The sequence below is a fragment of the Burkholderia sp. 10_S31 genome (assembly GCF_056930375.1).
The window spans coordinates 1,408,799-1,423,776 of sequence record NZ_JBXOWK010000001.1; the positions used below are offsets into that span (position 1 = coordinate 1,408,799).

15 protein-coding genes and 1 pseudogene are annotated in these 14,978 nt (G+C 61.7%); 11 read left to right on the top strand and 5 right to left on the bottom strand.

Annotated features, from left to right (window positions below; genetic code table 11):
• Positions 1–5 precede the first annotated feature (5 nt).
• The 4 genes from AC1Z3W_RS06385 to AC1Z3W_RS06400 all read right to left on the bottom strand — a co-directional run bounded on the left by AC1Z3W_RS06385 (position 6) and on the right by AC1Z3W_RS06400 (position 3,541).
• Positions 6–953 carry a 3-oxoacyl-[acyl-carrier-protein] synthase III C-terminal domain-containing protein gene (locus AC1Z3W_RS06385; RefSeq protein WP_483507278.1) on the bottom strand — a complete coding sequence of 316 codons (948 nt, stop codon included), beginning with the start codon at positions 951–953 and terminating at the stop codon, positions 6–8.
• Positions 950–1,849, bottom strand: coding sequence for a 3-oxoacyl-[acyl-carrier-protein] synthase III C-terminal domain-containing protein (locus AC1Z3W_RS06390; RefSeq protein WP_483507836.1), 900 nt, complete (start codon positions 1,847–1,849; stop codon positions 950–952). The genes AC1Z3W_RS06385 and AC1Z3W_RS06390 overlap by 4 nt, the downstream gene beginning before the upstream one ends.
• 121 nt (positions 1,850–1,970) lie before the next feature.
• The gene (locus tag AC1Z3W_RS06395) at positions 1,971–2,249 is read right to left on the bottom strand and encodes an acyl carrier protein (protein WP_124579851.1); all 279 of its coding nucleotides are present in this window, start codon (positions 2,247–2,249) and stop codon (positions 1,971–1,973) included.
• A gap of 32 nt (positions 2,250–2,281) precedes the next feature.
• Positions 2,282–3,541, bottom strand: coding sequence for an acyl-CoA dehydrogenase family protein (locus AC1Z3W_RS06400; protein WP_483507279.1), 1,260 nt, complete (start codon positions 3,539–3,541; stop codon positions 2,282–2,284).
• 231 nt (positions 3,542–3,772) lie between these two features.
• On the opposite strand from AC1Z3W_RS06400, the gene AC1Z3W_RS06405 reads away from it, so the two are divergent.
• Positions 3,773–4,609 carry a FadR/GntR family transcriptional regulator gene (locus AC1Z3W_RS06405; protein WP_483507837.1) on the top strand — a complete coding sequence of 279 codons (837 nt, stop codon included), beginning with the start codon at positions 3,773–3,775 and terminating at the stop codon, positions 4,607–4,609.
• A 41-nt stretch (positions 4,610–4,650) separates the two neighbouring features.
• On the opposite strand, the gene AC1Z3W_RS06410 is transcribed toward AC1Z3W_RS06405, so the two are convergent.
• On the bottom strand, positions 4,651–5,934 hold the full coding sequence (locus AC1Z3W_RS06410) for an amidase family protein (protein WP_483507838.1): 1,284 nt from the start codon (positions 5,932–5,934) through the stop codon (positions 4,651–4,653).
• Here AC1Z3W_RS06410 and AC1Z3W_RS06415 point away from each other — a divergent pair.
• From AC1Z3W_RS06415 to AC1Z3W_RS06460, 10 genes and pseudogenes are all read left to right on the top strand, one after another.
• Positions 5,908–7,082 (top strand): IS3 family transposase gene (locus tag AC1Z3W_RS06415; RefSeq protein ID WP_124551171.1). Its coding sequence is split into 2 segments (ribosomal slippage): positions 5,908–6,169 and positions 6,169–7,082, totalling 1,176 coding nucleotides; the frame shifts between segments, so codons are not numbered across the junction. The genes AC1Z3W_RS06410 and AC1Z3W_RS06415 overlap by 27 nt on opposite strands.
• Positions 7,083–7,115: 33 nt before the next feature.
• Positions 7,116–7,391: pseudogene (locus AC1Z3W_RS06420) on the top strand (branched-chain amino acid ABC transporter permease); the annotation flags it as partial.
• A 3-nt stretch (positions 7,392–7,394) separates the two neighbouring features.
• A complete protein-coding gene (locus AC1Z3W_RS06425; protein WP_483507280.1) occupies positions 7,395–8,468 on the top strand; it encodes a branched-chain amino acid ABC transporter permease in 1,074 nt (357 codons plus the stop codon).
• Complete coding sequence (locus AC1Z3W_RS06430) at positions 8,468–9,202, top strand: ABC transporter ATP-binding protein (RefSeq protein ID WP_483507281.1); 735 nt, start codon at positions 8,468–8,470, stop codon at positions 9,200–9,202. Before AC1Z3W_RS06425 ends, AC1Z3W_RS06430 begins: the two co-directional genes overlap by 1 nt.
• A complete protein-coding gene (locus AC1Z3W_RS06435; protein ID WP_483507839.1) occupies positions 9,189–9,959 on the top strand; it encodes an ABC transporter ATP-binding protein in 771 nt (256 codons plus the stop codon). The genes AC1Z3W_RS06430 and AC1Z3W_RS06435 overlap by 14 nt, the downstream gene beginning before the upstream one ends.
• An 8-nt stretch (positions 9,960–9,967) precedes the next feature.
• The gene (locus tag AC1Z3W_RS06440; RefSeq protein WP_483507840.1) at positions 9,968–11,146 is read left to right on the top strand and encodes an ABC transporter substrate-binding protein; all 1,179 of its coding nucleotides are present in this window, start codon (positions 9,968–9,970) and stop codon (positions 11,144–11,146) included.
• A 52-nt stretch (positions 11,147–11,198) separates the two neighbouring features.
• Positions 11,199–12,611 carry an amidase family protein gene (locus tag AC1Z3W_RS06445; protein WP_483507282.1) on the top strand — a complete coding sequence of 471 codons (1,413 nt, stop codon included), beginning with the start codon at positions 11,199–11,201 and terminating at the stop codon, positions 12,609–12,611.
• The gene (locus AC1Z3W_RS06450; protein ID WP_483507283.1) at positions 12,608–13,162 is read left to right on the top strand and encodes an amino acid synthesis family protein; all 555 of its coding nucleotides are present in this window, start codon (positions 12,608–12,610) and stop codon (positions 13,160–13,162) included. The genes AC1Z3W_RS06445 and AC1Z3W_RS06450 overlap by 4 nt, the downstream gene beginning before the upstream one ends.
• Before the next feature lie 106 nt (positions 13,163–13,268).
• On the top strand, positions 13,269–14,261 hold the full coding sequence (locus AC1Z3W_RS06455; RefSeq protein ID WP_483507841.1) for a porin: 993 nt from the start codon (positions 13,269–13,271) through the stop codon (positions 14,259–14,261).
• A gap of 134 nt (positions 14,262–14,395) precedes the next feature.
• Positions 14,396–14,872 carry a hypothetical protein gene (locus tag AC1Z3W_RS06460; RefSeq protein WP_483507284.1) on the top strand — a complete coding sequence of 159 codons (477 nt, stop codon included), beginning with the start codon at positions 14,396–14,398 and terminating at the stop codon, positions 14,870–14,872.
• Positions 14,873–14,978 lie beyond the last annotated feature (106 nt).

Consider the following 14,978-nt stretch of genomic DNA (forward strand, 5'->3'; position numbering starts at 1 on the left):
GGTGATCAGTGTCGGACCACCATGGCACCGAAGCAGCCAGCGAGACCACACGAAAACAGCAGCGACCAACCACCCGGTTCCCGGTTCGAACAGCTCTTGAAGTTGATGAAGGGATCGGCGCCAAAGACGTGGCCGACTGGCGCGAAGTTCGCCGTGAAAAGCCGCTCATGAGGGATGGCTAGCATTGCCATCAGCCTGGACCAGCCCGGCAGATTGGCGTGATGAGGCAGTACATGCGTGATCTCGCGCGTCGTAATGCCTGCTTGTTGGATGGCGGCCCGCATGGTCGCGAATGCAGACCAGTAGTACCGATCGTCGGGAACCGGCTGCAGATCCTCGTCGGTGCCGCGGAAGGACCGTCCGTCTGTGTACACGTGCAGGCCCGCAATGGCGTTTCGATGACCTCCTCGTTCGAGCAATAGCGCACAGGCACCGTCGCTATGGAGGGCAAGATCCTGAATTGCTCGCAGTCGGTCGCAGTGGGATCCGATCACATCGGCGCAGACCACAATCGCGCGCCGGATAGAGGGCCGTCGCATGGCGAGCGCCTGCAATACACGGATCGCGGCCATTGGCGAAACGCAGTGCTGCTGCGTGACTGAAAATGCCAGCGCACGGTTCAGATCTGTTTGGAACTGAATCTGTTGGGCGGTACTTGCTGGTGGCGCGATAACGCTGGTCTGAATCGTGTGCGTGTACACGAGCGCATCGATCGCTTCAGGCGCCGTTCTGGTGTCGCGCAGCAGGGACGATATGGCGTCGACGGCAAGCGTCACGGGGGATTCGCCGGCCGCGTCGTGGAACTGCGTTACGCCGTTTTCGATCAGTGCATGCGCACGCGTCGACGGCTGGCCACATCGCTCCGCCCAGCGATGTGCATCCACAGTTCGATCCGGCAGACTGAATGCGATGCCAGACAGCGCAAGGGAGCTATTCTCTTGCGACGCAATCATGATCTACCTCCGCGAAATTCAAGGAGAGCGCAACCGGCCTGCCCTTGAAAGCCGGTGGACCAAACGAGGGCATGTTGTCCCTCGCTAGGATCGATCGACCGCAGCAGCGCGTCGAGCCGTGCAGGCGTGTCGGCGGCGCAGAAATGACCGGACGCGTCCATACGTATGTGGCAGACCCGTTCGGGCCGCAGTCCGCAACGTGTATTGGTTTCGTGAGCCAGTCGAGTATCAATTGGCGCCGGAAGTACCCAGTCGACATTGGCAGGTTGCACACCTGCGATTGCACACGTCTCGCTAATGACGTCCGTGAGCGTCGATAGGTAGGCGGGTTCGCGCTCACTTGCGAGAGGGGGGATTCCGGGCGTCCGTACGGTGAGCCCGCTCACGCGCCATCCGGGTCCGGGGTGTCTCGCGATTAGTACGGCAGCGGCCCCGTCGCCCATGTCGATCAGTGCATCGATCCGACGTGAGAACGGCCGGCGCCAGCGTTCCGCGGCGACAATCACGACGGTATTCAGTCGGATGTCAGCGGCCATCATCGCCACGGCAATATCCAACGCCATCAGGAACGACACGCCTTGAAGCTGGCCGACCGCCAGCGGTGCTCGGCTTGATCCAAGTTCGCTGTGGAGACGGCAGGCACACGACAATGCCAGATCATGCTCGAAGCTCGTTGTGCATACGATGATTTGATCGGGGGTGGACGCGTCGATATGAGATGACGAATCAAGCAGCGTTCGCACTGTGGCAAGTGCCATGTCGGACAATGTCTGGTCGGGCTCCACAGCGACCCGGTTATCAGTAGTTCGTGATGCTCGCGGCAACGGAATGCCGGCCACGCCGAATGGGGCACCACTGTCGCGCCACCGCAGCGTATCGGCATACACTGCTTGCATCACGTCCTCTCGTGCGGACCCACCCGAAACCATGAATGGTTCGATACGTGCATCGGCCGGGACATCGTGCTGCGGGATATATCGTGCCGTGGCGACAATGCGCGGTTCGGTGCCAGTGATGTCAGTCGAAGGACGCATGGGATTCGACGAACGAGACGAGATTGCCGAAGCGCAGGAATAGATCGGCGGATAGATCTTCGGGGGCCAGCGTGAAGCCAAAGCGCTGCTCGAGTTGAAGCAGCAAGTCCGTCATATTCATCGAATCCACGCCGACATCGAAGAGGTTGGTGTCGTCGACGATGAGATCGGTGCTCAGGGTGCTGCCAAGTACCGATAGCAAGCAAGCTTTCACTGTCTCGGACACGCTGGCGGAGCTGGGGGAAATGGGATGGGTTGCCATGAACGATCTCCAGTGCGAAATTTCGGATGTGTTCAGGATGGGTGCGCTTCTGTAGAGCGGTGCGACACGGGAGAGGTGGCCTCCCAGGGAAGAGATGCCGAGCGCAGTGCTGAGCGAGCAATCATGAGCCGCTGCAGGTCTCCGGTGCCTTCCATGATGTCGAAGGCCTTTGCATCGCGATAGCTTTGCTCGAGCGACGGAAAGGCAGCGATACCGTCAAGGCCGGCGAGATCGATCGCCGCTCGGGTGATACGGGCGGCTACCTGAGACGCGTACGCCTTGGCCATCGACGCATCCACCGAAGTGGCCGTTCCTTGATCGGTTTTCCACGCCGAATGTCGGCAGAGCAACTGGGCAGTGGTGATTTGCCGATCGATATCGAGCAGAGCTTCCTTCACATCGGCAGTGCGCTGGCGTTGATTCACAGGATGTCCGCCTGCTTCGAAGTAGGCCTCGAGATCGTCGCGTACTCGTCGACATGCGCCGATCATGACCGCGGAAAGTAGGGGGCGGAAGTAGTCCCATGCGTGTTGTGCGCCCGAAAACGCGTCGTCGAGGGGCTTTTCGTCACCGCGTCTGAGAAGCGCGTCGTCAGGTATTTCGCAGTCGTTGTAGGAGAGAACCGCGAGCTGACTGGCGCGCAGCCCCACCATTTGCTCGACGCGATCGACGGCGAAGCCCGGGATATTGCGATCGACGTGGAACGCTCGAACGCCGAAGCGACCAGCGTGCCGATTGATGGTGGCGAACGTGATCACGTCGTCCGCGCGTGCGCCGTTGGTGATGAAGCACTTGGTACCGTTCAGTACCCAGCCGCGTGCCGTCTTGCGAGCGGTGGTCCGCATCGCGGTCGCATCAGAGCCGCAGTCGGGCTCCGTAATAGCAAACGCACCCCAGCGCGGTGTGTCACTGCGAAATCGTTTGAAAAAGTGGGTCTGTTGCTCGCCGCTGCCGAGTGCGAGGACGGGCGGCATTGCGAGGCCAGGGCCGGGCAGAGCGAGCGCTAGCGCCGCGTCGGCGTACCCGAGATATTCCATCAGTGTGGTGCGCGACATCAGTGATTGCACGTCCACGCAACCGCCGTATGCGGCTGGAACGAGATTCAAGTTCAGCGCAGGTACGTCCAAGGGTGCAAAAACTGCATCTGGAATCTGCCGTGTCCGGTCGGCTTCGGGGCCGTGCAAACGCATGCGTGCTGCAAGCTGATCCAGTTCCAGCCCGTCGTCCGAGAGGTTGGCCCGGATTGTCGCAAGCGTGGATTGCACCTGAGACGACTTCACCGACTCTGACATGAGGGATTTCTCCTGATGGCAACCAATATCGAGTGACCGACATCCAGGGAAGTGATGGGTACTCGGCGCATGGCATTCGGATTGCAGCGTAGGTCTTGGGCACTATCCCGGCTACTCCCAACGTTGGGAGGGAGGCTTGCATGGAGCCGGAAATCTGGCCGTGTCGGGCGCGGATGCCTGATAATGGCGCCGGGATACAGCAGCGAATGGCCAACGACGGACGTGACCGATATGGCAGGGCGAAAACCGACAACCGAAAAGAAGATGCCGCTGGCGCAGCCGGATAAACGAGGCTCGCGCGCGATCAAGCGAGGCGACCAAGTGGCCGAGCAGATCAAGCGTTGGATTAACGACGGGCAGGCGCGACCAGGGAAACGCTTGAACAAGGAGGCTGAGCTTCAGCAGATGTTCAATGTCAGCCGAGGCTCGATGCGCGACGCGCTCAAAGCCCTAGAGATACAAGGGCTCGTGAGCCTCAGTACCGGGCCGGATGGCGGGGCAACGATCACACGCGTGCCATTGGCCCGAGCATTTCAGTCGCTGCAGAACTATCTCTTTTTCGAGAGCGTCACGCTCGAAGACATTTATGTGGTGCGTCGCACGCTGGAGCCCATGGTGGCGGCGGGTGCGGTCCCCCATCTGACAGACGCGGATTTCGAGGCGCTCGAGCGCAGTGTGTCCGTTTGTGAGCCGTTCGAGACACGTCACGCCGAGGCGCTCGACCAGCGCCATGAGGATATCCATTTCCACGATGTGCTGGCTGCTGCGCATCCGAATGCGTTTCTGCGCAGCCTGTGCCAGATCATCAACCAGATGCTGCACACGCTCGTGATCGTGGCGGGAAACGTGACGCAGCAGGACTATCAGGCATTCGGGCGGCACACGGTTGCTGCACACCGTGCAATCCTGGATGCTGCGCGACGTCGGGACGCCGACGCAGTCGCGCAACTCATGACGGCGCACATGGACGAAGCGCATTCGCAGCTGCGCACAGTGCACGCTGCGCTGCAGCAGAAGCTGGTGCTGGACTCGGAGTTGGACCTGAGTTCCGATCGTGACGCCGGCTAGAGCATGTAGGCGAGATCCAGTCCACTTCGGCTCCTGGCTCGTTAGGCAGGCGTTGCTCCGGCCGCAGCGGCGGAGAGCTCGCGTGTCAGCTCGCCGAACGGGGCGCGCCCAAACGCGCGTTCGAGCATATGGCTCGCCCACAACACCAATGCATCGGCATGGCGACCGCCTACTATCTGGATGCCGACGGGCAGGCGCGTGGCAGTCATCCCGGCATAGAGGCTTGCCGCCGGCAGTCCCAGCTGATTGCACCAAGCCGTGAAATGCGGAAACGACGCTTCGTTTGAACTTGCTTCGGTAAGTGAGGGGGCCACGTCGGGATACACCGGGCAGATGAGGAGATCGTGTCGCTCGAAAAACGCATTGACGGCGGCGCCCAGTTCTTCCCGTTCGATCAGTGCACCCAATAGCTCACCCCGCGAGATGCCGTTGCCGGCTTGCGCGTATGCCTGCAGCGACGGGTCGAGTTCTGCCCACCTGTCGGTCATACCGTCCGTGAGCTGACGGCAGCATGCGCGCCAAAGTGTTGTGTGGACCGCATTGCATTGCGCGACACCAGGCGGATCGGCGACGTGAACGAGTGCTCCAAGTTCGCGAAACATCGCTGCAGTTCGTACCACAGCATCGTGGATTGCAGCCTCGGCGATGACAGGCAATCCGAGCGTGGGACTGCACGCAATACGAATACCGCCCGGAACGGGAAGGCATGATAGCCCGCGCGCATAGTCTGCTCCCTCGAACGGTAAAGCGTACCAGTCGCGGCTGTCAGGGCGGCTGATGATCGTTAGGATCTGAGCGGCATCCTCAACGCAACGTGTCATCGGTCCGACATGACTGAGCAAACCGAAGGGACCGCGAGGTGCGTGGGGCACGCGCCCAAAACTGGGCTTGAATCCGAAGACGCCAGTGAAGGAGGCTGGGATGCGAATGGATCCGCCCCCGTCCGTGCCGATGGCCACTGCACCCATTCCGAGCGCAACGGCGACGGCCGCACCTCCGCTGCTGCCACCCGGCGTACGCGAGAGGTCCCATGGATTGCGCGTGGTGCCGGTGAGGGGACTGTCGGTGACGATCTTGTGTGCGAAATCCGGCATGGTCGTTTTGCCAAAGCAGATTGCCCCCGCCTCACGTAGGCGCGCCACGCTCGGACTATCAGATGCGGCGGCTTCAGGCATCGTTGCCCGCGACCCGTATCGCGTAGGGAGTCCGGCAACGGCGATGTTGTCCTTGATGCTGACTGAGGCCGGTCGGAAAAAATGGAAGCCAACGTTTCGTAAAATCGAGAAACGGAGGCATGAATGAATCGAATTCCAAGGGCGGTCTATACGAAGGAGCTTCGCGACGAAGCGGTCAAGCTTGCGTTGACGGAAGGTGTCGGGGTATCGGAAGCTTCGCGGCGGTTATCGATCCCGATGAAGACGCTGGCAAACTGGGTGCGTGCGGCGAGGGCCGGCAAGCTGCAAGATGTCGGTCGGCACCAGAAGCCACTGCCGGAGATGGAGGCCGAGCTGGCGCAGGTCAAACGGGAGCTGGCCGAGGTCAAAATGGAGCGCGATCTCCTAAAAAAGTTCGCGACGTACTTCGCGAAGGAGTCGCGGTGAAGTACGGCATGATTGAACAAATGCGACAGGACTACCCTGTGCCGCCGATGTGCCGCGTGCTGAGCGTATCGGTAAGTGGCTACTATGCGTGGCGCAAGCGCAAGCCGTCCGCAAGAACTCGGCAGGAACCTCGCCTGGAAGCGGAGGTGCTCGCGGCCCATCAGCGAACCCGGGAAAGTTTCGGACCCGAGCGCCTGCAGCAACATCTCGAGGAACGTGGCGTGCGAATCGGCGTGCACCGGATCAGACGGCTGCGCAGAAAACTGGGACTGCGCTGCAAGCAGAAACGTCGGTTCAAGGCGACGACGAATTCGAAGCACGACCTGCCTGTCGCGCCGAATCTGCTGAACCAGGATTTCTCGGTGACGGCACCCAATCAAGCCTGGTGCGGTGACATCACCTATATCGCGACCGACGAGGGCTGGCTGTACCTCGCTGGCCTGAAGGATCTGTACAGTGGCGAAATCGTTGGCTATGCGATGAGCGAACGGATGACGAAAAATCTGGTGATGCAGGCGCTGTTTCGCGCTGCCGTGACCCGACGGCCTCCGGCGGGCCTGATTCACCATAGCGATCGCGGGTCGCAATATTGTGCGCTGGCCTATCAAGCACTCATCAGCCAATTTGACATGCGAGCGTCGATGAGCCGCCGTGGCAACTGTTACGACAACGCCCCGATCGAATCCTTCTGGGGAACGCTGAAGAATGAACTGGTCTATCATCAACGCTTCGCCACGCGCGAGCAGGCACGCCGGGCGATCAGCGAATACATCGAAATCTTCTACAACCGGCAGCGCACGCAGGCGCGTCTGAACTACCAATCGCCTGTCGCGTTCACGCAGCGTTTCTATCTGAATCAGATCGCTGCTTAACCCGTTGGCCTCCACGAATTCCGTCCGACCTCACTTGTCGCGCCGATGATATCGGTGGAGTCCCATCTTGGCGTCGCCTATCTGGCCAAGGCGTTCTTTGTGATCGTGTTGGGCGGTATCGGTTCGATCGCCGGCAGTCTGCTGGGCAGCGCCTTCGTCGGTACGGCTGAAACCTTGCTCAGCTATCGCGTGGATCCGTCTCTCGCCTCGGCGATCGTGCTGATTCTGTCCATCGTTCTGATCCGTTTTCGGCCGCAAGGCCTGTTGCCCGGTTTCAGCGCCGCTCATCAGCTCCACGGTAAAGGTTGAATCATGCTCGAACAACTTCTTGCGAGTACGCGCCGCTGGATGTTTCAACCAGCGATCAGTATCGAAGACATCTCTCCGATGGTAATCGGCGCCGCGATCGTTGCTGCCGCATTGATCTTGCCGTTTTGCCTAGGGAGTTATTCGCTGTCCACCGTGCGGGATGCGCTGATCATGGGGCTGTTGGCGCTGAGCTACGACCTGCTTTGGGGTAGGACTGGTGTGCTCACGCTCGGACACACGACCTTCTTCGGACTCGGCGCGTACGGTTTCGCGATCGCTACCGTGCAATATGGACAGACGTCCGCCGTCGGAGTGATCGTGGGGCTGGTCTGTGCTGTGGCCGTCGCGGCCGTGTTGGGCTATTTCCTGTTGTTCGCCGGCGTGCGGTTGCACTTTTTCGCCATTATCAGCATGGCCGTGCTGATTGTTGTCCAGCAACTGGCGACAAGCTGGCAGTCGGTCACGGGCGGTGACACGGGCCTCCTCGGCATTCCGGGATTGTCCTTCTCATCGGTCGGGCAGACGCTCGATTTGAGCGGAGCGCGCGGGTCCTGGTACACGGTCGTGACCGTGCTTGCCGTACTGCTCGTCGCGACCTGGCTCGTATGCCGCAGCCGGTACGGCAAAGTCTTAACAGCGATCGCGACGAACGAATGGCGCGCAAAGGCGTGCGGCTATCACACGTCCGGGCACCTTTTGCTGGTGTTCATCGCATCGGCCGGACTTGCCGCTATCGCAGGAACGTTGATGGCTGCCTGTTCGGGGGTAGTGGCGCCCGATGTGTTCTCGCCGGTACTGGCCACCGAAGTCATTCTATGGTTGGCGATCGGCGGTAAAGGCACGCTCGGTGGTCCGGTGCTCGCCGCCGTCGGGTTGACGCTGCTTAAGCAAACGGTATCGAGCGCAACTACTGACGGATGGCCGCTGCTGCTCGGCGCATTGTTCCTCTGCTGCGTGCTGTTCCTGCCCAACGGCGTACAGCTCGGTGGCTTGATCGCTTGGGCACGTCGGATCGACCGAATTCGACGGGGGCGTAGCCCCTTACATCGTGCCGAACGCGTGGAAGGAGGCCAGTAATGGATACGCCGCTGATAAAGGGTGAAGGGTTGCAGCGCACGTTCGGTGGCATTCATGCGGTCGACAACGTCAATGTGTCGATTGGCTCGCGCGACCTGCTGTGCGTGATTGGCCCGAACGGCGCTGGCAAGAGCACTTTGGTCGGGCTGTTGTCCGGCGCGATCGCGCCGGGGGCCGGAGAGTTGTATCTCGCCGGTGAGCGTATGACGGGTCGGCCGATGCACCGATTCTGCCGACGTGGCGTGGTTCGCAAGTTTCAAGGCACGAACACATTTCTTTCAATGAGTGTGCGCGAGAACCTCGTCGTCGCGGGGCTCGGCGTCGCCTCGTTCCGGGACACGCCGATGCCGGACCCGGACGCCATTCTGGACGAGATAGGACTGTCGGACCAGACCAACTTATGTGCGATGACCCTGCCGCATGGTGAACGCCAGTGGCTGGAGATCGGTATGGCGATGATGTGCCAACCCGCGTTGCTCTTGCTCGATGAACCGGCCGCTGGCCTGTCGGTCGCCGATGCGCAGCGGCTCGTATGCCTGATTCATCGTCTGCGCGAGCGCTGCGCGGTACTCGCGATCGAGCACGACCTGAGCTTTGTCGAGGCGCTACGGTGCGAGACCTGGGTCATGCACCGCGGCCAGATCGTTCGACGAGGCTCCTATGCGGACATCGCGCGCGATGAAGAAATCCGGCGCATCTATCTCGGTCAGGGAGCGGGTCATGCTACACATTGAGAATCTATCTGCCGGATATGGCGACGTTGCAGTGCTGCATCAACTCAACCTCGACGTCGGGTCAAACGAAGTTGTTGGCGTGCTCGGCTGTAATGGCGTGGGCAAGACGACCCTGGTCAAAGCGATCATGGGATTGCTGCCACGCGTGACAGGCGACGTGCAGTTTCAGGGGCAACCCATCAACGGCTTGCGCACCCATGCGATCGCTCGACGCGGCATCGGATTGGTTCCTCAGGGGCGCTGGATTTTTCCCAAGCTGACCGTGCGCGAGAACCTCATGATGGGCACGCAGGCTGCGGGTGGTGGGGCGATTCTCGACGAGGTGTTCGAATATTTCCCCATTCTCAAATCCCGACTCTCGCAGCACGGCGGCACGCTGTCCGGCGGTGAGCAACAGGTGCTCGCGATTGCCCGCGCGCTGTGCGGTCGGCCGAAACTGCTGTTGCTGGACGAACCGTCCGACGGTGTGCAGCCGAATCTGGTCGAGCTGATCGGCGAGGTCATCCCAAAGTTGTGCCGCAGATCGCAGCTCGCCGTGCTCCTGGTCGAGCAGAACCTCGATCTCGTGCTGCGCAGCGCGCAGCGGTGCATCGTGCTTAAGAACGGGCGAGTTGCTCATGCCGGCCGCATCGAGCCGCGAAGCGGTGCTGCGGTGGCTCATCCGTTGGCGCAATACCTGTCGCCGGCCGCCGAGTCTGACACGTCTTCAATCTCTTCACTACATTCGACGCATTCCAACCTGAACTCCACCCAATGAAGAACATGATGAACCGCCGTGCCTTTACACGAACCGCCTTTTTCAGTGCCGTCGGCGCACTCACCACTTCCGCTATGCCATCGCTGGTACGGGCCACCACGCCGCTCAAGATTGGCTTGCTTGCACCGCTGAGCGGTCCGCTCACCCGCGTGGGTGAGACCAACCGCAACTGCGCGCAGTTGGCCGTCGACGAAATCAACGCCGCCGGTGGATTGCTGGGGCGTCCGTTGCAACTGAGCGTCGAGGATACCCAGATGTCCACCGCCGTGACGCTGCAGAAGGCCCGGCAACTGTTGATGCGCGATGAGGTCGCGGTCCTGACCGGCATGGTGCTACCCTCCGAGCGCGAAGCAGCGATGCAGGCCGCCAAGTCCGCTGGGCGGCTTGTGATCTACCCGAACTTCGACGAGGGGCGGTGCGATCCGAATCTGTTCACTACGGGGCTGACTGTCAACCAGCGCGTCGACCCACTGATCGATTGGCTAATGCGCACGGGTGGTCGCACGGTCTGCGCGGTGGTCTCGGACATTGGCAGCAACCGCAAGGTGCTGGTGCCCGCGCTTCAGGCTGCGGTGAAGCGTTACGGCGGGCAGTTTCCCAACGTGTATTGGTTGCCGTTCGGCACACGCGATTATGGTGCGGTGCTGCAGCAGATCGCAAGCCAGCGTCCTCAGATCGTCTGGCACAGCATCGGCGACGACCCGGTCACCTTCGTCAAGCAGTACCGCTCGTTCGGCATGAAACCGCAACTGGTGACTGACATTGCGCACGAGTCGCTGTCGATCGCAACCACCGGCGCGTCGACCGGGATCATCGGCGTGTCCTCGTATTTCATGAGCGTCGACAACCCGGAGAACCGGGACTTTCTCGCGCGCTACACGGCACATGAAGCTGGCCCTCACGACCCCCGGTTAGGGCAGTTGGCCGTGGTGCTACCGCACGGCGAGTGCACGTATGCAGGACTTCGCCTGTTTGCAGCGGCGGTCAAGGCGGCCGGCAGCATCGACGTTGCCCGCGTGAAAGCCGCACTGCCGAGTGTTTCGTTGAATCTGCCGCGTGGCAAGGCGGGCGTGAGCCGGGACGGCGACCATGTGTTGTGCCAAACCCGTATCGGCAGGGCACTGTCGGACGATAGTTTCGCGGTGTTGGACTCGGCCGGACCGATTCCACCGCAGTGCGAGGGATAGGCATGAGGCAATCCAACGCGTTCTAATTTCGCTCAATTACTAAGGATTACATATGAATGACGTACTCGGAATGAACGTCGAACAGCTCATGATCGGCTACCGGCGCCGCTCGTTCTCGCCCGTCGAGGTTATTTGCGCGGTTCTGGACCGGGTCGCGCTCTTCAATCCCCTTGTTAACGGCGTGTGCAGTCTCGACGAGGACAGCGCGCTGGCCGCCGCACGCGAGTCGGAGCAACGCTGGATGCGCGGGGAGCCATGTGGATTGCTGGATGGCGTGCCGGTCTCGGTCAAGGACCTCGTCGCCGTGCGCGGACTGCCTACCCGATACGGATCGCTCACGTCACCCGGTGCGCCGGAGGCCGATGATGCACCCGCGGTAGCGCGATTGCGACAGGCCGGCGCGCTGCTGTTCGGCAAGACCACGACCTCGGAGTTTGGCAACAAGATCGTCACGGACAGCCCGCTCACCGGCATTACTCGTAACCCGTGGGACCGGCGTTTCACGTCCGGCGGGAGCAGCGGTGGATCAGCTGTAGCGGTTGCGCTTGGCATGGGGCCGTTGTCGCTGGCTACCGACGGCGGCGGCTCGATCCGCGTCCCAGCCTGCTGGAGCGGGGTGGTCGGAATGAAACCGTCGTTCAACCGGGTGCCAGCTGGTACGGCGGTGAGTTGGACGCACCTATCGACGCTCGGGCCGATCGCGCGCTGCGTCAGCGACGCGGCACTGATGCTGACCGTGATGGCGCGCCAGAGCGATGCGCGAAGTCTTGCTTCTGCTTGTCCCGATCTGCGTATCGGTCTGGATGATGGCATCGCCGGGTTGCGCATTGCCTATTGCCCTGCGCCTGCGGGCGTACAGGTCGAGCCCGACATCACCTCGAGCGTCCGTCAGGCGATGGGCCTGTTCGAGGCGCTCGGGGCACATGTCGAGGAAACGGCTGTGAAGCCGCTTGACGGCTATCTGGAGAGCCGCATGCACGCAATCCAGTGGGCCGTCTTCTTTGCACAAAGGGCCCGGCAGCTTCCTCCCTCGGCGCGGCCGCAGCTCGATCCGGATGTGTGTGCGCTGGCCGAGGCGGGCGATAGCGTCCCCACTTCGACCTTCGTCGATGCGCTTCAGGCGCGCCACGCGCTCACGGTCGCGATGGCCGCGTTCTTTGAAGACTACGACCTACTGCTCACGCCGACATTCCATTGTGCCCCGCCGCTCGCGCAGGGGCGGCCCGAGCACTCGCGCATGGCGCCGCCGTTGACGTCGTGGTGTAACCAGACCGGCTTGCCGGCGGCGAGCGTGCCGTGTGGTCTGCCGGGCGGGTTACCGACGGGCCTACAGATCATCGGCCCGTCGGGCGGAGATGCGCTGGTGCTGCGCGCGGCACGGACATACGAGTGCGCACGTGGCCCGTTTCCGGCTCCGCCTGAGGCGATCCGGGATCGGATCGAGGACACGGAGGTGCCCACGTGAATCCGCCTATTGCAAAGATTCTGGTCCATCTGGTCGAGCGACGCGCAGAACTACACGTACCGGTCGATCCGCCGCGTCGACAAGTCGTCGCGGCAGCGGTCCTGCGGCTCGACGGCTGGCGAGCGGATGAGCCGCTTGCGACGCTTGAGTCGCTCTATGAACTGGGCGCTGAACTCGGCACGTTGCTCACGGGCCGCGCGCGATGGGCGCTGGATGTCCCGCCATCGGCAATTCAGGCCTACGGCAAGGCCGCGCTTGTGGGCAGCGAGGTACCGCTCGAATGTGCGGCGGCGATCTTGCATCCCCGCATGGGCAAGGCCATGCGCGAGAGCTTGCCCGGCGCCACGTCGTTGATCCCGTCAGTCACCAAGCGCGGTGCGCCAGGGACCTGCGTGGACGTTCCGTTGCACGGCAGCACCGATATGTGGAGCTTTGACCACTTCGACACGGTATCGCTCACGCTCGCCGATGCGCCAGCGCCGAACGAGATCGTGGTGGCGATCGCACTGGCCGACAGCGGTAGACCGCTCGCGCGTGTGCGACCGGACTGAACCGTGTCGATTCCAAGACGGCACGACACGAATAAACAATCACAAAGAGGAAGGAGACGTCATGCAGGTAAGAAGATTTCGGGGAAGCGCGGGTAAGTTGGCAGTGATGTTGGGCATGTGCACCTGTGCCGGGATCGCGCATGCGCAATCATCGGTCTCGCTGTATGGGCTAGCGGACGCTTTCGTTGGCGAAGTGCATCCCGCCGGTGCAGCCGGCAATGCGTGGCAAGTCGGTTCTGGCGGGATGACGACTTCGTATTGGGGGATGTCCGGTAAGGAAGATCTGGGCGGGGGTATGAAGGCCATCTTCACGCTCGAGAGCTTTTATCGCATCAACGGCGGCCAGGTCGGCTCGTTTCCTGGACAGTCATTTTTTGGGCGAAATGCCTTCGTTGGTCTGAGCGGGCATTTCGGAGAGTTGACGCTGGGGCGCAATACCGCGCCACTGTTCGTGTCGACGCTGCTGTTCAATCCGTTCGGCAATTCGTTCGTCTTCTCGCCGATTGTCGTACATAGTTTCCTTGGCTCGGCCATGGGTGCGGCGTCACTCCAGAGCGATACGGCGATCGATAATTCGCTTCTTTATCAGACCCCTGAGGTTGCCGGTCTGTCCGGAAGCCTGCTGTACAGCAATGCCGGCGTTGCCGGCCATGCCGGGCAGGCCAACTACAGCGCGAACGTGTTGTACTTCGCCGGTCCATTTTCGGCGACGGCCGCCGTGCAGAGTTTGCATACGGCTTCGCTGTTTCTCAACGGCGCCACCGCGCAGACCGCATGGATGGTCGGCAGCGCGTATCGGTTGCGTGTGGTCAAGCTGTTCGCCCAGTACGAGCGCGTGGACAACAACAATCACGTCACGGACGATACAGTGCAGCTCGGGGCAAGCGTTCGGATAGGGTTAGGAAGCGTACTGATGTCATGGGCGGGAACGCGGCGGCGGCCGTCGGTAGGCGATCATATCCGTTGGTCGACGCTTGCGTTGGGCTACGACTACCCGTTGTCGAAGCGGACCGATGTGTATGCAGCTTGGCGTTATGACACGATCACAGGTGTGTCGACCGGCAACAGCGTGGGTGCCGGGATGCGGGTCAAGTTCTGAGCAGCACTGAACCGTTAGAGCCGAACATCGCCGGAGTGGGTATCCGGCCTTCGGCCTAGCGCTCGCTGGAGTTTGAGACGGCGGCTTGCGTTCGGCTTGATGTGAGGCTCGCGGTATCATGTCCCAACATCATTATGAACACTTCATGGCTCATGGTTTTGCCGAAAGTCCGACGCTTGGGTCGCAAGCCGCTTACGAAAGGCGATCTCCTGCCATTGCCGACCGCGAAGGTCCGTGCGCTGTCCCTCGAAAATCATATGGCGCTGGCCGCGGTGCGGGCCGGACATGGAGGAGAAGAGCAAATCAGTTGTCTGATCCGGGTCGTCTATCTCGCGTTTTATATGCGCAGCGAGACCGGACCGGGCGCGGATTTGAGTATGTATCGGCAAGCCGAGGCCGCTTTGGATGCATGCATTGCTCGTGCGGAGCAGGGTGCAGCTTGGCTGTTGCTCGATCGCGAGCAGTCCACGATCGAGCAGATCTTGGTTGTTCATGACGAACAGTTGGCGGCCGTGCCGATGCACAGGTACTGCGCTGCCTGGGAAAAGCTCCAACGACTGATGACGGGGCAGCTCGCGTCACCCATTACGGCGTCGAGCGCGGCGTCGTGAGACAGACGAGTCTCGCGTAGAGCACCCGGAAATCACCCTCCCTGCCTCTGGGGACGTTGCGAAGTCGGCCGCCGCGGGGACATTGCATCAACGCGCGATGACCTCG

What these genes read in the sequence shown, in the direction of transcription:
- AC1Z3W_RS06385 (WP_483507278.1), bottom strand. Translation starts at nt 953, where the DNA reads ATGATTGCGTCGCAAGAGAATAGCTCCCTTGCGCTGTCTGGCATCGCA.
- AC1Z3W_RS06390 (WP_483507836.1), bottom strand. Translation starts at nt 1,849, where the DNA reads ATGCAAGCAGTGTATGCCGATACGCTGCGGTGGCGCGACAGTGGTGCC.
- AC1Z3W_RS06395 (WP_124579851.1), bottom strand. Translation starts at nt 2,249, where the DNA reads ATGGCAACCCATCCCATTTCCCCCAGCTCCGCCAGCGTGTCCGAGACA.
- AC1Z3W_RS06400 (WP_483507279.1), bottom strand. Translation starts at nt 3,541, where the DNA reads ATGTCAGAGTCGGTGAAGTCGTCTCAGGTGCAATCCACGCTTGCGACA.
- AC1Z3W_RS06405 (WP_483507837.1), top strand. Translation starts at nt 3,773, where the DNA reads ATGGCAGGGCGAAAACCGACAACCGAAAAGAAGATGCCGCTGGCGCAG.
- AC1Z3W_RS06425 (WP_483507280.1), top strand. Translation starts at nt 7,395, where the DNA reads ATGCTCGAACAACTTCTTGCGAGTACGCGCCGCTGGATGTTTCAACCA.
- AC1Z3W_RS06430 (WP_483507281.1), top strand. Translation starts at nt 8,468, where the DNA reads ATGGATACGCCGCTGATAAAGGGTGAAGGGTTGCAGCGCACGTTCGGT.
- AC1Z3W_RS06435 (WP_483507839.1), top strand. Translation starts at nt 9,189, where the DNA reads ATGCTACACATTGAGAATCTATCTGCCGGATATGGCGACGTTGCAGTG.
- AC1Z3W_RS06440 (WP_483507840.1), top strand. Translation starts at nt 9,968, where the DNA reads ATGAACCGCCGTGCCTTTACACGAACCGCCTTTTTCAGTGCCGTCGGC.
- AC1Z3W_RS06445 (WP_483507282.1), top strand. Translation starts at nt 11,199, where the DNA reads ATGAATGACGTACTCGGAATGAACGTCGAACAGCTCATGATCGGCTAC.
- AC1Z3W_RS06455 (WP_483507841.1), top strand. Translation starts at nt 13,269, where the DNA reads ATGTTGGGCATGTGCACCTGTGCCGGGATCGCGCATGCGCAATCATCG.
- AC1Z3W_RS06460 (WP_483507284.1), top strand. Translation starts at nt 14,396, where the DNA reads ATGAACACTTCATGGCTCATGGTTTTGCCGAAAGTCCGACGCTTGGGT.